This is a genomic window from Asanoa sp. NPDC050611, from assembly GCF_040654855.1.
Taxonomy (GTDB): Bacteria; Actinomycetota; Actinomycetes; order Mycobacteriales; family Micromonosporaceae; genus Asanoa.
Genome location: NZ_JBFAIU010000153.1, coordinates 1 through 17,314, shown reverse-complemented (window position 1 = coordinate 17,314; position 17,314 = coordinate 1). Strand labels below are relative to the sequence as shown.

Annotated in this window: 14 protein-coding genes and 1 pseudogene; 1 reads left to right on the top strand and 14 read right to left on the bottom strand. The window is 71.7% G+C overall.

Annotated elements, in window-relative coordinates; translation table 11 throughout:
* Window positions 1-383: 383 nt before the first annotated feature.
* From AB0H87_RS23000 to rhaI, 6 genes are all read right to left on the bottom strand, one after another.
* Window positions 384-1,028, bottom strand: coding sequence for a GNAT family protein (locus AB0H87_RS23000; protein WP_360149041.1), 645 nt, complete (start codon window positions 1,026-1,028; stop codon window positions 384-386).
* Between the two features lie 208 nt (window positions 1,029-1,236).
* Window positions 1,237-1,905 (bottom strand): VOC family protein, encoded by a 669-nt coding sequence (locus AB0H87_RS22995; protein WP_360149034.1) that lies wholly within the window; start codon window positions 1,903-1,905, stop codon window positions 1,237-1,239.
* A gap of 12 nt (window positions 1,906-1,917) precedes the next feature.
* Complete coding sequence (locus tag AB0H87_RS22990) at window positions 1,918-3,096, bottom strand: MFS transporter (protein ID WP_360149031.1); 1,179 nt, start codon at window positions 3,094-3,096, stop codon at window positions 1,918-1,920.
* Window positions 3,093-4,508 (bottom strand): rhamnulokinase family protein, encoded by a 1,416-nt coding sequence (locus AB0H87_RS22985; RefSeq protein WP_360149028.1) that lies wholly within the window; start codon window positions 4,506-4,508, stop codon window positions 3,093-3,095. Before AB0H87_RS22985 ends, AB0H87_RS22990 begins: the two co-directional genes overlap by 4 nt.
* Entirely contained in the window at window positions 4,505-6,535 is a 2,031-nt protein-coding gene (locus AB0H87_RS22980; protein ID WP_360149025.1) for a bifunctional aldolase/short-chain dehydrogenase, read from the bottom strand. Before AB0H87_RS22980 ends, AB0H87_RS22985 begins: the two co-directional genes overlap by 4 nt.
* Window positions 6,532-7,713, bottom strand: a complete 1,182-nt coding sequence (rhaI, locus tag AB0H87_RS22975; RefSeq protein WP_360149022.1) for an L-rhamnose isomerase — start codon at window positions 7,711-7,713, stop codon at window positions 6,532-6,534. The genes AB0H87_RS22980 and rhaI overlap by 4 nt, the downstream gene beginning before the upstream one ends.
* 144 nt (window positions 7,714-7,857) lie before the next feature.
* On the opposite strand from rhaI, the gene AB0H87_RS22970 reads away from it, so the two are divergent.
* The gene (locus AB0H87_RS22970) at window positions 7,858-8,883 is read left to right on the top strand and encodes a LacI family DNA-binding transcriptional regulator (RefSeq protein WP_360149019.1); all 1,026 of its coding nucleotides are present in this window, start codon (window positions 7,858-7,860) and stop codon (window positions 8,881-8,883) included.
* Between the two features lie 154 nt (window positions 8,884-9,037).
* On the opposite strand, the gene AB0H87_RS22965 is transcribed toward AB0H87_RS22970, so the two are convergent.
* The 8 genes and pseudogenes from AB0H87_RS22965 to AB0H87_RS22930 all read right to left on the bottom strand — a co-directional run.
* A complete protein-coding gene (locus AB0H87_RS22965) occupies window positions 9,038-9,940 on the bottom strand; it encodes an aminoglycoside phosphotransferase family protein (RefSeq protein ID WP_360149016.1) in 903 nt (300 codons plus the stop codon).
* Window positions 9,941-9,974: 34 nt separating this feature from the next.
* A complete protein-coding gene (locus AB0H87_RS22960) occupies window positions 9,975-10,478 on the bottom strand; it encodes a DUF4265 domain-containing protein (RefSeq protein ID WP_360149013.1) in 504 nt (167 codons plus the stop codon).
* A gap of 29 nt (window positions 10,479-10,507) precedes the next feature.
* Window positions 10,508-11,272, bottom strand: a complete 765-nt coding sequence (locus AB0H87_RS22955) for an aminoglycoside phosphotransferase family protein (RefSeq protein WP_360149010.1) — start codon at window positions 11,270-11,272, stop codon at window positions 10,508-10,510.
* Between the two features lie 67 nt (window positions 11,273-11,339).
* Window positions 11,340-12,170, bottom strand: coding sequence for a carbohydrate ABC transporter permease (locus AB0H87_RS22950; protein ID WP_360149007.1), 831 nt, complete (start codon window positions 12,168-12,170; stop codon window positions 11,340-11,342).
* Window positions 12,167-13,027, bottom strand: coding sequence for a sugar ABC transporter permease (locus AB0H87_RS22945; RefSeq protein WP_360149004.1), 861 nt, complete (start codon window positions 13,025-13,027; stop codon window positions 12,167-12,169). Before AB0H87_RS22945 ends, AB0H87_RS22950 begins: the two co-directional genes overlap by 4 nt.
* Before the next feature lie 61 nt (window positions 13,028-13,088).
* Window positions 13,089-14,417 carry an extracellular solute-binding protein gene (locus AB0H87_RS22940; RefSeq protein ID WP_360149001.1) on the bottom strand — a complete coding sequence of 443 codons (1,329 nt, stop codon included), beginning with the start codon at window positions 14,415-14,417 and terminating at the stop codon, window positions 13,089-13,091.
* An 84-nt stretch (window positions 14,418-14,501) separates the two neighbouring features.
* Entirely contained in the window at window positions 14,502-17,090 is a 2,589-nt protein-coding gene (locus AB0H87_RS22935; RefSeq protein ID WP_360148998.1) for a family 78 glycoside hydrolase catalytic domain, read from the bottom strand.
* 136 nt (window positions 17,091-17,226) lie between these two features.
* Window positions 17,227-17,314: pseudogene (locus AB0H87_RS22930) on the bottom strand (glycerophosphodiester phosphodiesterase); the annotation flags it as partial.

Below are 17,314 nucleotides of genomic sequence, written 5' to 3'. Positions count from 1 at the left end.
AGCGGCGGTTGCTGCTCAACACCATCGGGCGCGGCGCCTGCGCCGGAACGCCTTGTGGGCGGCGCCCGCGCCCGCGGCCTGTCCCGGCGTCACCCGTGGCGACTGTGCCCGCACGCCTGTCGACGGTGCCGGGGCGCCTGCGCTCGCATGGCCTGCCTCGGCGTCACCTCTGGCGCCTGCACCCGCACGCTTTGTCCGCGGTGCTCGGGGTGACCGCGCCCGCACGCGTCGTCTCGGGTGCCCCCGGCGCCTGCGTGGTCGACCGCGGCGAGTTCACCGATCTGGCACGGCGGCGATCGAGCCGTTGCGGTCCCCAGTGCGTGGTCGTGACCGGCTGTTGCGTGAGCAGGGGTCCTTCAGCGGCCCGCGGTGGTTGCGCTACGTCAGTCGATGCCGAGAACGGGGAGGCACTCCTCGACGCCGGTCAGCTTGATGTCGTCTCGCCGGCCCCGTTCCCACGCGTCCCGGGTGAGGCGCCACCGTTGGATCTGGGCGGGCTCGCCACGGCGGGTGTCCCAGTCCGTGCCGTTGGGCTCGTAGGCCAGGCCGCGGGAGATCCGGTTCGACCCTTCATTGTCGACGAAGGCGTCGCTGCCGGCTTCGCGTGCGCCCAGCCCGGCGAAGGCCAGGTGCAGGATCGCCGCCCGCATTTCCTTGCCGAGGCCCTGTCGGCGGCTGCCGGGGGCCAGCCACGAGAAGCTGGTCACCGTGCCGAAACGGGTGAAATCCTTGCCGATGAGGTCCTGCATGCCGACCGGTTCGCCGTCGACGAGTGCGACGAAGTACAGGCGCCACGCGTCCGGGCTCACTCGGCCGCGGCCCGTCCAGATGCTGCGGAGCCATCGCCACTCGCGTTCGGGGCTGTCGGCGTAGAACGAGATCGGGTCGTCGAACGGCCACGGCTCCGCGTCGGCGATTCCGGCCCGCACGAGCGGCACGAGGCGTTCCAGCAGCTCGTCGGACGCGCCGGCCAGCGTAAGGCGCGGCGTGTGCACTTCGACGTTGAGCGGGGGATAGGTATGGGCCACGCCCGGACGGTAACCAGCCCACTCGGCCATCGCATCCGGTTTCCCTACCGGCCGGGCTCGGCGCGCCGCGCCGGCCGCGCACCCTGCCAGAGCCCGTGGCGACGCGTATCGCACGGCGTTCCTGCCGCTTTGCCGAGAGCACCGGCGACCAGGCGGCTACCGCACGGCGTCACCGGCTGCGTCTGAGAGGTGGTAGCGGCCAGTTTCGCTAATCCCGGCCCTGCCACGTCGTGATGCAGGCCTCGTTGCCCTCCGCGTCGGACAGGACCCAGAACGCCGGCGCGCTCGTTGCCGACACGACCTTGCCACCGGCGGCCACGGCCGACTCGATGCGGTCACGGGCCTCGTCGTGGGGGACGCAGATGTCGAAGTGGATGCGGTTGCGTTGTGGGCGCGGCTGATCCATCTGCTGGAACCAGATCGCCGGACCCTCGCCGAACGGGTCGACCACCGCCGCCTCCGGACCCTCCGCACCCGGCTCGTCGACGTAGCCCAGCACCGCCTTCCAGAACGGTCGGATCGAGGCGATGTCCAGCGCGTCGATCGCGATCTCCAACACCTGAACCGCGGGCTCAGCGCGCAGGCCCGCCGAGTGCAGCGCGCTCGTGACCCGCCGCGCCAGCTCGACGTCGCGGGTCGTCACCGCTGCGTGGGCCAGCGACTGCAGGGTCAGCACCACGCGCGACGCCCGGACGTCCGCCCGTAGGTGACCATCCGCGTCCGGGCCGCAGGCGGCGACCGCCGACGTCACCACCGCGGCCGCCGAGGACAGTGACGGGACCGTCACCGACGTGCGCAGCGTGCCCAACAGAAACCGCCAGCCCAGGTCGCCCACCGCGGCTGAGGCCTGCTGCCGCGTAAGCGTCGTCTGCTCCATGCCGGGATCCTCTCAACCCCCACCGACATTTCTCACGCCGCGCAACGCACCGCTCAGGAACACCGCACCCCCGAACAGCACAGCCACGACCGTCAGCGCTCGCAGCACCGTCAGCCGGTCGCCCAGCAGGCCGATCAGCGGGGGACCAGCCAGGAACGCGCAGTAGCCGATGGTCGCCACCACGCTGACCCGGCCCGCGGCCGCGACCGGGTCCGAAGCCGCGGCGCTCATCCCCACCGGGAAGCCGAGCGCCGTCCCGAGCCCCCACAGCAGGGCGCCGACCAGCGCCAGCGGCAGCACCGGCGCGAACACGAACAGCGCGCCGCCGGTCAGGCCCACGAGCGCGCACGCCCGCAGCACCGCGACCCGGCCGTGGCGATGCAACAGCCACGGGCCCGACCAGCGACCCGCGGTCATGGCGGCCAGGAACACCGCGAACGCCAGCGTGCCCACCGCCGGCGAGGCACCGTGCCCGTCGACGGCGGCGATCACGATCCAGTCGTGCCCGGCGCCCTCGGCCATCGTGAACGTCAGCACGAACAGCCCGATGAGGAGGGTGCGCGGCTCCCGCCACGCGCCGAATCCGGTCCGCGCCGCGGCGGCCACCGGAACATCACCGGAGCGGTCCGGCAGGAACCAGAGGGCGTACGCCGGAACGACCACCGCCACCAGCACCGCCACCGCCGTGAGGTGCGCCGCGACCGGCACCCGCAGGGCGACGAGCCCGGCGCCGGCCAGGGCGGCGACCACGCTGCCGACCGAGAACCCGGCGTGCAGCCGCGACATGACCGGCCGGTCGAGATGCCGTTCAAGGACCGTACCCTGCAGGTTCATCGCGACGTCCCACGCGCCCGTGCCGATGCCCAGCAGGAACAGCCCGACCACCGTCGGCGCGACACCGACGAGCGCGCCGAACGCCGCCCCGGTCAGGCCGACCGCGAACAGCACCGAGCTGACCGTGGCCACCAGCCGGGACCCGAACCGCGCCACCACCGGGCCGGACAGCACCAGCGCGAGCACCGCACCGGCCGAGCCGGACAGCAGCGTCAACCCGAGCGCGGCCGGGCTCAGGCCGAGCTGGTCGCGGATCTGCGGCACCCGGGCGAACAGGCTGGCGAACGCGAGCCCCGACATCCCGAACGCGGCGAACGTGGCAACCGTCGCCCGGCGTACCGCCGGATCAGCCGTCACCCGACGCGGCCCTCCAGAACGTCCCACGCGCCGCCATCGCCGCGGGGCTCGTAGCGGCGGAGTTCGTGCGTCGCGCGCACCAGATCGCGCAACGCCGCCAGGTCACCGCGGACCGCACCGCCGGCACGGGCCTGCACCAGCACGTTCCCGACCGCCGTCGCCTCCACCGGCCCGGCCAGCACGGGCAGCCCGCACGCGTCCGCCGTCAGCTGGCACAGCAGTGCGTTGCGCGCCCCGCCACCGACGAGATGGACCACCCGCACGTCCCGGCCCGACAGCGCGGCCGCCGAACGCACCGCCCGCCGGTGCGCCAGCGCCAGACTGTCCATGATGCACCGCACCACGGCGGCCCGGTCGGCCGGCGGTCGCTGCCCGGTGCGCCGGCACTCCGCGGCGATCCGCTCCGGCATCTCACCCGGCGGCAGGAACACCGGGTCGTCCGCGTCCACGACCGCGCCGAACGCCGGCACCTCGGCCGCCGCGGCCAACAGTGCGGGCAGGTCCGGGTCGCCCCACGAGCGCAGGCACTCCTGCAACAGCCAGAGCCCCATCACGTTGCGCAGGTAGCGTATCGTCCCGTCGACACCGCCCTCGTTGGTGAAGTTCGCCAGCCGGCTCACCTCGGTCAGCACCGGCGCGTCCAGCTCCACACCGACCAGGGACCAGGTGCCGCAGGAGATGTACGCGAAATCGGCGCCCGCGGCCGGCACCCCCACCACCGCCGACGCGGTGTCGTGCGACCCGACCGCGACCACCTCGGTGGCGTACGGGAGCTCGGCGCGCACCGGCCCGATCCGCTCGCCCGGCCGCCGCAACGGCGGGAACAGGCCCACCGGCAGCCCGACGTCGGCGATCAGCCCGGTGGCCCAGCCCCGCGCCCGCACGTCGTACAACTGCGTGGTGGACGCGTTCGTCTCCTCGGCGCCGATCTCACCGGTCAGCCAGTAAGCGATCAGGTCCGGCATCAGCAGCATGTGCCGCGCGGCTCCGAGCTGTGGGCTGTCGGCCGCCGCGGCAAGCTGATAGAGCGTGTTGAACGGAAGCTGCTGCAACCCGGTGGTGGCATAGAGCCGCTCCTCGCCGAGCCGCTCCGCCACGACCCGCCAGACCTTGTCCGTGCGCCCGTCCCGATAGTGCACCGGATTGCCGAGCAACGCACCACTGGAGTCCAGAAGTCCATAGTCGACAGCCCACGAGTCGATCCCGACACTGTCAACAGGGCCCGCCACGGCAAGTCCCTTGAGGACACCGGCCCACAGGGACAGCACGTCCCAGTGCAACGTGCCACCCGCCCGCACCGGCTCGTTGGTGAACCGGTGCGCGGTGGTCAGGTCGAGCCGACCCGCGCCGAGCCGCCCGACCACGACGCGCCCACTGGACGCACCGAGGTCGACCGCGGCGTACGCGTTCACCGCAGGAACGCCGCGGCCACGCCGGCGTCGACCGGCACGTGCAGGCCCGTGGTGTGCGACAGGTCGCCGGCCGTCAGCGCGAAGACCGCGTTGGCGACGTTCTCCGGCAGCACTTCCCGCTTGAGCAGGGTGCGCTGCGCGTAGTAGGCGCCGAGCTCCTCCTCGGGAACCCCGTATACCGCCGCGCGCTTGGCGCCCCAGCCGCCGGCGAAGATGCCGGAGCCGCGTACGACACCGTCGGGGTTGATGCCGTTGACCCGGATGCCGTGCGCACCGAGCTCGGCGGCGAGCAGCCGCACCTGATGGGCCTGGTCGGCCTTGGCCGCGCCGTAGGCGACGTTGTTGGGACCCGCGAACACCGAGTTCTTCGAGGAGATGTAGATGATGTCGCCGCCGAGACCCTGGTCGACCAGCATCCTGGCGGCCTCGCGCGAGACCAGGAACGAGCCGCGGGCCATCACGCCGTGCTGCAGGTCCCAGTCGGCCTCGGTCGTCTCCAGCAGGGGCTTGGAGATGGACAGGCCGGCATTGTTGACGACCAGGTCGACGCCGCCGAACGCGAGTGCCGCCGCGCGGAGGGCGGCCACGATCGCGGCCGTGTCCGTGACGTCGGCGGTGACCGGGATCGCGACGTCGGTGCCGCCGATCTCGGCCGACACGCGCGCCGCGGCCTCCCCGTCACGGTCGGCGACGACCACGCACGCGCCCTCGGCGGCCAGCCGGTGCGCGATGGCCCGGCCGATGCCGGAACCACCGCCGGTGACGAACGCGACCCGCGTCGCGAGGGGCCGGGGTTGGGGCATCCGCGCCAGCTTGGCCTCCTCGAGGGCCCAGTACTCGATGCGGAACTTCTCGGCCTCGTCGATCGGCGCGTACCGGGAGACCGACTCGGCGCCGCGCAGCACGTTGATGGCGTTGACGTAGAACTCGCCCGCGACCCGGGCGGTCTGCTTGTTGGCGGCGAAGGAGAACATCCCGACCCCGGGCACGAGCACGATCGCCGGGTCGGCACCGCGCATAGCGGGCGAGTCGGGGGTCGCGTGCCGCTCGTAGTAGGCCCGGTAGTCGTCCCGGTACTCGGCATGCAGGGTCTGTAGACGCGCGACCACATCGGACAGCGGCGCCGTCGGGGGCAGGTCGAGGACGAGCGGGCGGACCTTCGTACGCAGGAAATGGTCCGGGCAGGAGGTGCCCAGCGCGGCCAGCCGGGGATGCTCGGCGCGGGAGACGAAGTCGAGCACCTCGGGGCTGTCGGTGAAGTGGCCGACCACGCGGCGATCCGTCGACGCCAGGCCACGGATCACCGGTGCCAGGGCCGCGGCCCGCTCCCGGCGCTCCGGCTCGGGAAGGGCCTCGTGGACGACCGGCCCGAACGGCTCGGCCCGCCCGTGCTCGGCGATGTAGGCCGCCGCCGTCTGGATGATCGACAGCGAGTTGGCCTCGCACTCCGCGCTGGTCGCTCCCCACGCCGTGATGCCGTGGCCGCCGAGGATCACGCCGATCGCCGCCGGGTTCGCCTGCCGGACGGCCGCGATGTCGAGCCCGAGCTGGAACCCGGGCCGCCGCCACGGCACCCAGACCACCCGGTCGCCGAAGATCTCCTTGGTCAGCGCCGGCCCGTCGGCCGCGGTCGCGATCGCGATGCCCGAGTCCGGGTGCAGGTGGTCGACGTGCGCCGCGTCGACGAGACCGTGCATCGCCGTGTCGATCGACGGCGCCGCCCCACCCCGCCCGTGCAGGCAGTAGTCGAACGCCGCGACCATCTCGTCCTCGCGCTCGACGCCCGGGTAGACGTCGACCAGCGCCCGCAGCCGATCGAGCCGCAGCACCGCGAGACCGGCCGGCGTCAGCGTGCCCAGGTCCCCGCCGGAACCCTTGACCCACAACAGCTCCACGTCGCCGCCGGTCACCGGGTCGGTGTCGGTGCCTTTCGCGGACGTGTTCCCGCCCGCGTAGTTCGTGTTCCGCGGGTCGGCGCCGAGCCGGTTCGACCGGGCGATCAGGTCATCTACGGCAGACACAGTCATGCTCCCCAGCCGGCGGCCTGGCCGCCGACACGCTCGGCTCGGACGGTTTCGTAGTAGCCCGAGCGCTTGTAGGCGGCGACCGGGTCGGGGTCGAGGCCCAGGTCGGCGCGCAGGTCGCGCAGCAGCGGTCGGACGTCGGTGTGGTAGGCGTCCATCAGCACGTCGTTGGCTTCGAGCACGTCACCATTCTGCTGTGCCGCGGCCAGCGCGCGGGTGTCGACGAAAAGCGCCTTGGCGGTCGCTTCTTGCACGTTGCAGACCGACCGGATCACCGCCTGGATCTTGGGCTCGATGTTGTGGCACTGGTCGAGCATGAACGCGATCCCCGCCTCGGGTTTCAGCGCGTCGGCGGAGACGATCTCGCACATGATCCGGAACAGCTGGAACGGGTCCGCGGCGCCGACCATGAGGTCGTCGTCGGCGTAGAACCGCGAGTTGAAGTCGAACGCGCCGAGCTTCCCGGCCCGAAGCAGCACCGCGACGATGAACTCGATGTTCGTACCCGGTGCGTGGTGTCCGGTGTCGATCACCACCTGGGCGCGGTCGCCGAGGGCCAGGCAGTGGGCGTAGGCGGTGCCCCAGTCCGGCACGTCCGTCGTGTAGAACGCCGGCTCGAACAACTTGTACTCCAACAGCATCCGCTGCCCGGGCCCGAGCCGGTCGTAGGTCGCGGCCAGCGCGGCAGCGAGCCGGTCCTGCCGCGCCCGGATGCTGTCCTGTCCCGGATAGTTGGTCCCGTCGGCGAACCACAACTTCAGGTCCCGCGACCCGGTGGCGTCCATGATGTCGACGCACTCCAGCAGGTGGGCCAACGCCTTCGCCCGCACATCCGCATCCGGGTGACACACCGAGCCGAGCTTGTAGTCGTCTTCCTGGAACGTGTTCGTGTTTATCGCGCCCAGCCCGATGCCCCGCTCCTTGGCGTAGGCCGCCAGGGCGGCGTAGTCGTCGAGCTTGTCCCAGGGGATGTGCAGCGCGACGGTCGGGGCGACCCCGGTGAACCGGTGCACGGTGGCGGCGTCGGCGATCTTCTCGTACGGATCCCGCGGCACACCCTCCTGCGCGAACACCTTGAACCGCGTACCCGAATTCCCGAACGCCCACGAGGCCGTCTCGATCCGTTGATCACGCAAGGCCGCGAGCACGCGGCTCCGGGTGTCCGGGGCTGGTTCGGTCATGGGTGTCGTCCTCCGCGCCGGGCCTGGGGCATCTCGCCACCTGAAACGTTTCACGTCGCGATCCGACGATATCCGGCCCTCGATAGGGGAGTCAAGGTATGAGACGTTTCAGCGGATCCCCGAGATCGCGTACGCTGATCCACCATGGCGGCGAGCATCAAGGAGGTCGCGCAGCGGGCCGGCGTCTCGCTGGGCACGGTGAGCAACGTGCTCAACCGCCCCGACATCGTCTCGCCGCAGACCCGCCGGCGCGTCCAGGAAGCCATCGAGGAACTCGGCTTCGTCCGCAACGACTCGGCGCGGCAGTTGCGCGCGGGCCGCAGCCGCACCGTCGCGATCGTCGTACTGGACGTCTCGAACCCGTTCTTCACGGACGTCGTCCGCGGCGCGGAGTCGGTGGTCGAAGGCGCCGGCGGCATGGTGGTGGTCTGCAACAGCGGCGGCGACGCGTCGCGCGAGCACCGCCACCTGGACGTCCTGGAGGAACAACGGGTCCAGGGACTGCTCGTCACCCCGGTCAGCGACGGCAGGCAGCCGCGCCTGGACCGCATGGTCAAACGCGGCATCCCGGTGGTCCTGGTCGACCGCGGCGCGGGCCTGGCCAACCAGTGCTCGGTAGCGGTCGACGACGTCCTCGGCGGCCGCCTGGCGGCGGAGCATCTGGCGGAGCGCGGCCACCGCCGCATCGCCTTCGTCGGCGGCCCGCTCTCCCTGCGCCAGGTCGCCGACCGCCGCGCCGGCGCCGAATCAGCCCTGGCCGAACGCGACCTCCCGCCACCGCTGGTAGTGGAAACGCCGGTCCTCTCGGTCTCGACGGGCCGCGTCGCCGCCGACGAGATCGTCGCCCTGCCCGCGACCCGCCGCCCAACGGCGATCTTCTGCGCCAACGACCTGGTCGCCCTGGGCGCGCTGCAGGCCCTGACGGCCCACGGCCTACGCGTGCCGGACGACATCGCCCTGGTGGGCTACGACGACATCGAGTTCGCCGCGGGCGCGGCGGTCCCGCTGTCCTCGATCCGCCAGCCCCGCGAACAACTGGGCCGCACGGCGGCGCAACTCCTCCTGGAGGAGTCGACGGACCCGGAACACCACGAACACCGCCACGTGGTCTTCCAGCCCGAACTCGCGGTCCGCCAATCCAGCGAACGCAAACGCCGCCGCACCCGATAGACCAGATCAAGGGCAGGTTCATTGCTCGGGCCCGCGGTGGTCCGGACCGTTCCTCCCGCGAGACACCACTTCGCTCGCCATCCCCGCCGCTGGTCACCGCACACCCAGCATCCTGTGCGCCGATTCGCGAACGCCCGCGGCTCGCAGGTGGCGCTCACGGCCAACTGCCGGTCGTGCTCCTACCTGAATGGGGTGTCACGTCGAGCTCGCGGAAGCGGGTCAGTAGGGCATCGAGGCAGGCGGCAGGTCTTCGGTTGGCCCGGAGGGGGATGCCGGCCTCGCTCTGCCACAGGGCGTCGCCCAGGGTGGTACGGAGGTGCCAGGCCAGGATCCGGCCCAGGGACAGGGTCTGGCCCGTGAGCCGGCGGTAGTGGCGGACCGTCGCGGTCAGGAGTTCGACGCCGGGTCCCGTGCCGGGGAGTGAGCGCAGGTCGTACTCCGGTTCCGCGACGCCGGCCGTCTCGAAGTCGACCACGACGCGGAGGCGGTCGCCGGACCACACCTGGTTGTCGCCGTGCAGGTCCGCGTGGACCAGCACCGCCGCCCGCCGGTCCGACAGCGTGGCGTCCGTCCACTCGCACAGGGACCACAGCGTCCCGTGCTGGTCGTCGCGGAGCCACGGGCGCAGGCGCTCGCGCAGCACCCGCGTCGAGGCCGGGTGCTGCGGGCCGAGCCGCGCCTCGGGCAACCCACCGACCGGAGCGGCGTGCAGCGCCGCCAGGAACTCGGCCAGCTGCGCCCCGGCCTGGTCCCGGTCGATGGAGTCCACCACCTCGAACAGCGACGCACCCGGCACCCGCCTCGTGACCAGCAGCACCGGGTCGAGGCTGCTGGCGACGACCTCCGGAAGGTAGGGCCCCGACAGCGCGGCCAGGACGCCGATCTCCCGGGCGACCCGCGCCGCCGCCGGTCGCGACCAGGCGAACTTGGCGACGAACCGGCCGTCCACGACCGCGGTCGACGACCACCACACCGGATCGCTCTCCACGCGGCGCGCGCGCAACTCGATCGCGCCGCCGGCCAGCTCGGGGGCGACCTCCCGCAGGGCGTCAGCCACGCAGCGCACGGAACAGCTGCTCACCCACCGCATGCTAGGAGTCGCGCCAGGCGTCGGTGACGCATCCCTCCTCGAACATCCACCAACCCTGCTCCGCGCCGGAGACCAGCAGCTGTTTGATCGCGGCCAGGTCCGCATCCGCCGGCACGGTCATCGCCACCAGCGGCAACGCCTCGCTGAACGACTCGCCGCCGAGCCCGAAGGGGCGGAATCGCTCGTGCACCGCCGCCGCGTCGCGGCCGAGGGGTCCGCTCGGCACCGGCAGCACGCGGATCGTGCATTTATCGGACGCCTCGACCCGCCCCGCGGCCCACAGGCTGCCGTCGTCGGCCACGCTGAAGCGCACGACGTCCCCTTCCGCGACACCGTCCTGCAGGAACGGCACGTTCGCCACCCGCGCCGTGTCGACGCCGACGGGCCGGGCCCACAATCCCTCGGTGTCGTACGGAAGCCATCCCTCCCGCGGCACGAACCGGAACCAGACCTTGACCAGCTCCGCGTCGACACCGGCCGACCGCTCGGGAGCAACTGACGCCATGCGATCTCCTCACCACACGATCGCCCGCATCACAACCGGGCAAGCGCGGAACGCAGGAAGTCGTCGCGTCGCCCGGTCGCGTGCGGACTGTAGAGGATCGTAGGGGTGTTGAGCGCTGCCACGGCATCCCAGTAGGCGACGTCGCGGGCCCGCTCGCCGCTCGCGCGTTCCCAGCCGTCCAACACGAGCCGGGCCGCCGCATCGTCGTACAGGAGCGTGACCTGTTTGCGGAGCTCGCCGATGTCCACGCCCGGATTGCCGACGCCGGCCGTCTTCCAGTCGATCAAAGCGTGCACGACCCCGTCCGCGACGACCGTGTTTCCCGGCCATACGTCGCCGTGCACGAACACGAACGGCGAAGACGGCGGCGGGAGAGCCGAGACCAGTTCGTCGGCCCGCGACAGCAGCGCCGTCGTCGCCATTCTGCCGACCCGGCGCTCGTGGGCGAAGTCGTCGACCGCGATGGGGCGCGGCCGGAACGGGAGACCTGGTTGCGGGCCGATGCGGTGGACCCGGGCGACAGCCGCGCCCGCGGCCCGGAGGAACGAGACGGAAAGCGCCGCGGGCCAGTTGCTGGTCCCAAGCACGACCGTCTCCAGGCTCACCCCGGGCGAGGCGGCGACCAGACGCGGCGCCGGCAGCCCGTGCCGCGCGGCCACCTCGAGCGCCGCGACGTTGACAGCGATCTGGTCGAGTGAGATCCGGCTGCTCGGCGCCCGCAGCACGAGCGGCCCCGATACGGCGTCGACCCACCACGGACTCTCCCCGCCGTGCAGGGATCGAACGGTCGACACGCAGCCACCGAGCCGTGCCGTCAACCACGCACACAGCGGCTCAGGAAGATACCCGCACTGGACGACTCTAGCCTTTGATCGCTCCCGAGGTCATGCCGGCGACGATGCGGCGGTTGAAGAACAGGAACATGATCAGCGGTGGGATCGTGATCAGCAGGATGTTCATGAAGAGCAGGTTGTACTGCGACGTGAACTGGCTCGAGAAGTTGTAGAGCGTCAGCTGCACCGTCGCGTTCTGGTCGCCCGGCAGGAAGTACAGCGGGTTCACGAAGTCGTTGAACACCGTCACCGACTGGACCACGATCACCGTGATCGCCACCGAGCGCAGCAGCGGGAAGATGACCCGGAAGAACAGCCGGAACGGCGACGCGCCGTCGATGATGGCCGCCTCGTCCAGCTCCCGCGGAATGGTGGCGATGAACGCGCGGAACAGCAGGATCGCGAACGAGATGCCGAACGCGACCTCGACCAGGATCAGGCCCGGCATCGTACGGAAGAGGCCGAGCTTCTGCAGCACCCAGATCGTCGGCACCACCGCGGGCGGGATGATCAGCCCCGACAGCACCAGGAAGTTGACCAGCACGTTCCACCTGCTCTTCCGGCGCTGCAGCACGTAGGCCACCATCGCCGCCAGCACCACCATGATGGCCACGCTGCACACCGTCAGGATCGTGCTGTTGATGAACGCGATGATGAGCATGTAGTCGCGGGCCTTGACCACGTCGACGAAGTTCTGCACGATCTGGAAGTTCTCGGGCCACGAGAAGTCCAGCAGCGCCGCCTGCTGCCGCGACTTCACCGCCGTCAGCACGATGAAGGCGAACGGCACCAGGAACACCACAATGGACAGCAGGATCGCGACTCCGCTGAGCCAGTAGTTACGGCGGCGGCCGGTCACAGCTCGACCTCCTTGCGCGACAGGAACCAGTACAGCGGCAGGATGATCGCGGTGACCACCAGGAAGAGGATCACGTTGCCGGCGGTGGACAGGCCGTAGAAGCCGGCCTGGTACTGCTTGTAGATGACCGACGCGATCACGTCGGAGGTGAAGCCGGGGCCGCCGCGGGTCATCGCCCAGATCAGGTCGAAGGACCGCAGGCCGCCGATCAGCGACAGGATGATCACGGTGACCGTCGCCGGCCGGGCCAGCGGCAGCACGATCCGGAAGAAGCTCGCGGTGGCGGAAGCGCCGTCGACCCGGGCCGCCTCGAAGTACTCCTGCGGGATCGAGACGATGCCGGCGATGTAGATGAGCGTGGCCAGCCCGACGCCCTTCCACACGTCGACCAGCGCCACCGAGAGCAGTGCGAAGTCCGGGTCCGTGAGCCAGCCCGGGCCCTGGACGCCGAGCACGGCCAGCGACTCGTTGATCAGGCCACGCTCGGGGTTCATCAGCACCGTGAAGGTCAGCCCGACGCCGATCGTGCTGACCAGCACCGGGAAGAAGACCACCGAGCGCAGGTAGCCCCGCCCGATGATCTGCGAGGTCAGCAGCACCGCGAGCAGGAGACCGAGCACCACCTTGAGGCCCGACGTGACCACGGCGTACACCAGCGTGTGTGTCAGGCCCGAGACCAGCGCCGGCTCGCGGAAGAAGTTGACGAAGTTCTCGAAGCCGATGAAGTGCGAGTCGAAGATCGTCCAGCGGGTCAGGCTGAAGTAGAACGACGCGAACGTCGGCACGAGGAACAGCACGCCGTAGACGACCGCGGCGGGCAGGTAGAACCAGGAGGGGTACGGGCTCCGCTTTCTCATTCCGCGGCCTCTCGTCGAGGGCGCCGCGCGACAGGCAGCAGTCGCGCGGCGCCACGAACCGTCACCAGCCCGGAAGGCCGAGCTGTTGGGCCTGCTTCTCGACGTCACGGTCGTACAGCGCGGCACCGTCCGGCGCCTTGCGGATGCCGGAACCGACCTCGACGCAGATCTGCTCGAGCGACGGACCCTTCACCGGGGACAGGAACTCCAGCGCCAGGCTGGACCCGCCTTCCCGGTCGATGTAGGGCTGCATGTCCTTGATCGACTGTGGCACGTCGCCGGGTAGCGAACAACCCTTGACCGCGAACGGGCCGGTCGGGGGAGTCGCCTTGGCCTGCGAGGCGCACCCGTCCGGGCTCGCGATGAACGCCAGCAGCTTCTTGGCCGCCTCGAGCTTGGCGCCGCTCGTGGAGGTCGGGATGTAGGCGCCGCCGGGAGCCCAGACCGTCAGGCCGTTGGTGGCCGCGTCGTCGCCGGGCAGCGCGAACAGGCCCACATCGTTGACCTTGTCCGGGTTGTTGATGGCGATGTTGGCGACCGCCGCGGTCAGCATCGGGTAGTGCGCGCCCTCGCCGAGCGCGACCATCCGCTGGCCGTCCTCGTACTTGGCCGACGCGAAGTCCTTGTTGAGGTAGCCGGCGTCGTGCACCTCCTGCAGGTGCTGGAACCCTTCCAGCGCCGCCGGCGTCGTCGCGTACTTCGCCTGGTTCTTCGTGTACTTGTCGGCCCAGCCGGGGTCGGCCGCCGAGACGTTGTGGAAGTCGCCGAGGATGAACAGCTGCGACGTCCAGGTCTCCTGGTAGGTCTGGATGACCGGGGCGACCTGGCCGCCCGCCTTGATCTTCGCGTTGTTGGCCATGAACTCGGCCCAGGTCTTCGGCACCTGCAGGCCGAGCTGCTCGTACACCTTGCGGTTGTAGAGCACCGCGCCGCCCATGAACGTGCCGAACGGCGCGCCGTAGAGCTTCCCGCCGGCGCTCACGGTGGTCTTGAAGTTGTCGTCGAGCTGGCCGGCGTAGCCCTGGTCGTCGAGCGCGACCAGGTTCTGCTCGGGCTTGAGGGCCTGGAACAGCGAGCCGGAGTTGTAGAAGAAGACGTCGCTCATGTCGCCGGTGGACAGCCGGGTCTTGACGATGTTGTCGCCCTCGGTGCCCTGGGGCCGGGTCTCGACCTTGACGGTGACGTCGGGGTTCTTCGCGGTGAAGTCGGCGACGACCTGCTCGGCCGTCTTGACCGTCGCTTCCGCGTTGTCGACCAGGAGCGAGATCGCGGTCTTGCCGCCTTCCTCGCTGGAGCCGAGGCTCCCGGCACTGCACGCGGACAGCGCCAGCGCGCTCGCCACGGCTGCGGCCGCGAACGCACCGAGGCGTCGCGGCGGGAAGTGGAACATAGCCGTACCTCCCATTAGTGCGCGTATGAATCGTTTCAGAATTGGTTACCAGACCTTAACGGGACCATCCATCAGGGTCAACCCCTAGCCGAGCAGCGCCGCCAGTCGTGCCCGGAACGTGTCCGCGTGCGGCGAGATGATCGGCGGCGCGATCGCGTCGGCCAGCTCCCGCGCGGGTGCGTCCAGATAGGGCACCGCCCGCCCGGCCGCCTCCCGGTCGTCCGCGACCGCGCCCAGCTCGACCGCCGCCGCCGCGACGGCGGCCCAGGTGGGCGCGTGGTCCAGCACGTCGCGCACCGTCGGGTCACCAGGGAGTTCCGGACTCTTCGGGTACGGGTCGGCACAGGCGAACTCGTGGTCGCCGTGGCCGACCTCGACGGCGTCGCTGCCGTCCGGCAGGTGCACGGTCGCCGTGCTGCCGACCGGCACGCGCAGCGCGAGCGTGAACCGGCCGTCCGCGCGCTGCCACCGCACGGCGGCCTCGCCGTAGGGCGTCAGATGCCGCGCGGACGCCGAGGTGAGCACCGGGCCGGGCAGCGGGCGCACGACGAGTCGCCGGTATCCCGGGGCGCCCGGTGCGAGACCCGCGACCGTCCGGTGCAGCCAGTCCGCCACCGCGCCCAGCGCGTAGTGGTTGAACGAGGTCATCTCGCCCGGGTTGATCCGGCCGTCCGGCAGCATGCTGTCCCAGCGTTCCCAGACCGTGGTCGCACCCATGGTGACCGCGTACAGCCAGGACGGCACCCCGGTCTGCAACAGCAGCCGGTGCGCCACGTCGACCGCCCCGGCCGACGTCAGCGCGTCGGCGATCAGCGGGGTGCCGACGAAGCCGGTGCTGATCCGGAACCCGGAGGTGCGCACGAGGTCGGCCAGCCGCCGCCCGGCACCCGCCCGCTCGCGCTCGCCGGGCAGCAGCGCCCACTCCAGCGCCAGCGCGTACACGGTCTGCGCGTCGCTGATCACCAGGCCACCGGCCGTGACGTACTCCCGGGCGAACGCCTCCCGGGTGCGGGCCGCCAGGTCGGTGTAGTGCCGCTCGGTGTCCCGGTCGCCCAGCACGGCCGCCGCCGACGCCACGATCTCGGCCGACCGGGCCAGGTGCGCGGTCGCGATCACGTCCGGGTCGGCCTTCGCGGCGGCCGGCGCCTCGGGCGGGGCGGTCGGGTCGAGCCAGTCGCCGAACTGGAAGCCGCCGGTCCACAGGCTGTCCTTGCCGGCGAGCGCGGCCAGGCAGTCGACCCAGGCGCGCATGCTCGGCAGCTGCCGCTCGAGGATGCCGGCGTCGCCGGTGCGCTGGTAGAGCACCCAGGGCACGACGGTCGCGGCGTCACCCCAGGCGGCCGCGGCCGGGCGCTCCGTGTGCAGCACGTCCGGGATCACGAACGGCACGCTGCCGTCGGCGTGCTGCTCGGCGGCCAGGTCGGCGAGCCAGCTCGTCAGGAAGCCGGCCGCGTCGAACAGGAACGTCGCGGTCGGCGCGAAAACCTGGATGTCGCCGGTCCAGCCGAGCCGCTCGTCGCGCTGCGGGCAGTCGGTCGGCACGTCGAGGAAGTTGCCGCGGGCGCTCCAGACGACGTTGTCGTGGAACCGGTTGAGCAGGTCGTGCGAGGACTCGAACCAGCCGGTCCGGCGGAGGTCGGTGCCGACGACGACCCCTTCGACGTCCTCGGCTCTCAGCTCGGCGACGCCGCTGATCTCGGCATAGCGGAAGCCGTGGAAGGTGAAGACCGGCTCGAGCGTGACCTCGTCGGGACCGGCCAGGACGTACGCGTCGGTCGCCTTGGCGGTCTTCAGCGGGCGCACGCCCAGCTCGCCGTCCTCGAGCACCTCGGCGTGCCGAACGGTGACCTCGGTGCCGGCGGGCAGCCCGCGCACGCGCAGCCGGACCCAACCGACCAGGTTCTGACCGAAGTCGATCAGCGTCTTGCCGGCCGGCGAGGTGGTGACCGCGACCGCCGGCAGCACCTCGGTCACCCGGACGGGCGGTCCGTCGGGCGCGACCAGCCGGTCGAGATCGGCGTCGAGCACGTCCACGGGGTCGGTGGCCGCCGGGCGCGCCGGGCGGCGCAGGTCGGTGCGCTGGCCGTCGTAGTTGTCGTTGGCCACGACGTCGGTCTCGCCGGCCGTCCACGTCCCGTCGGTGGCCAGCACGTGGGTGCGGCCGTCGGCGGTGGTGACCTCGAGCTGGGCGAGCAGAGCCAGCCGGTCGCCGTAGAGCGCGCGGCCGCCGCGGAAGCCGAGACGGCCGCGGAACCAGCCGTTGCCCAGCGCGACGTCGAGCACGTTCTCGCCCTCGGCGATCAGACCCGTGACGTCGTACGCGCGGTAGCGCAGCCGGTTGGGATAGCTCGTCCAACCAGGGGCCAGCTCGTCGTCGCCGACCCGCTGTCCGTTGAGCTCCGCGCGGTGCAGCCCGTGGCTGGTCACGTAGAGCCGGGCGCGGGTGACCTCGCCGGGCACGTCGAGCCGGCCGCGGAGCAGGGGAGCGGGCGCGTCGGCGCCGCCGAGGCCGCGCGGGCTGACGAACCGCGCGGTCCAGTCGCCCGTGTCGAAGAGCCCACCCTCGGCGTGGGCCGCCGGGCTCCAGTCGGTCCAGCCGCCGGCCGTGTCGCGGACCCGGACCCGCACCGCGACCCGCTCGCGGGACGCGATCGGCGCGGCAGGCCAGGGCACGAGGACCTGCTCGGCGGACTCGACCAGGAAGCGGGCCGGCTGTCCACCGTCGACGGTGACCGCCAGCTCGTAGGCGGCGGCCGCGAACTCCGCGGGCGCGTCGGTGATCTGCCAGGAAAGGCGCGGGGTCCGGCGCGGCCTTCACGTCGATGTTGAAGCGCACGTCGGGCCACGCGGCCAGGACGTCGTCGAGCCGGGGCACGGCGGCCGACCCCGCGACGCGT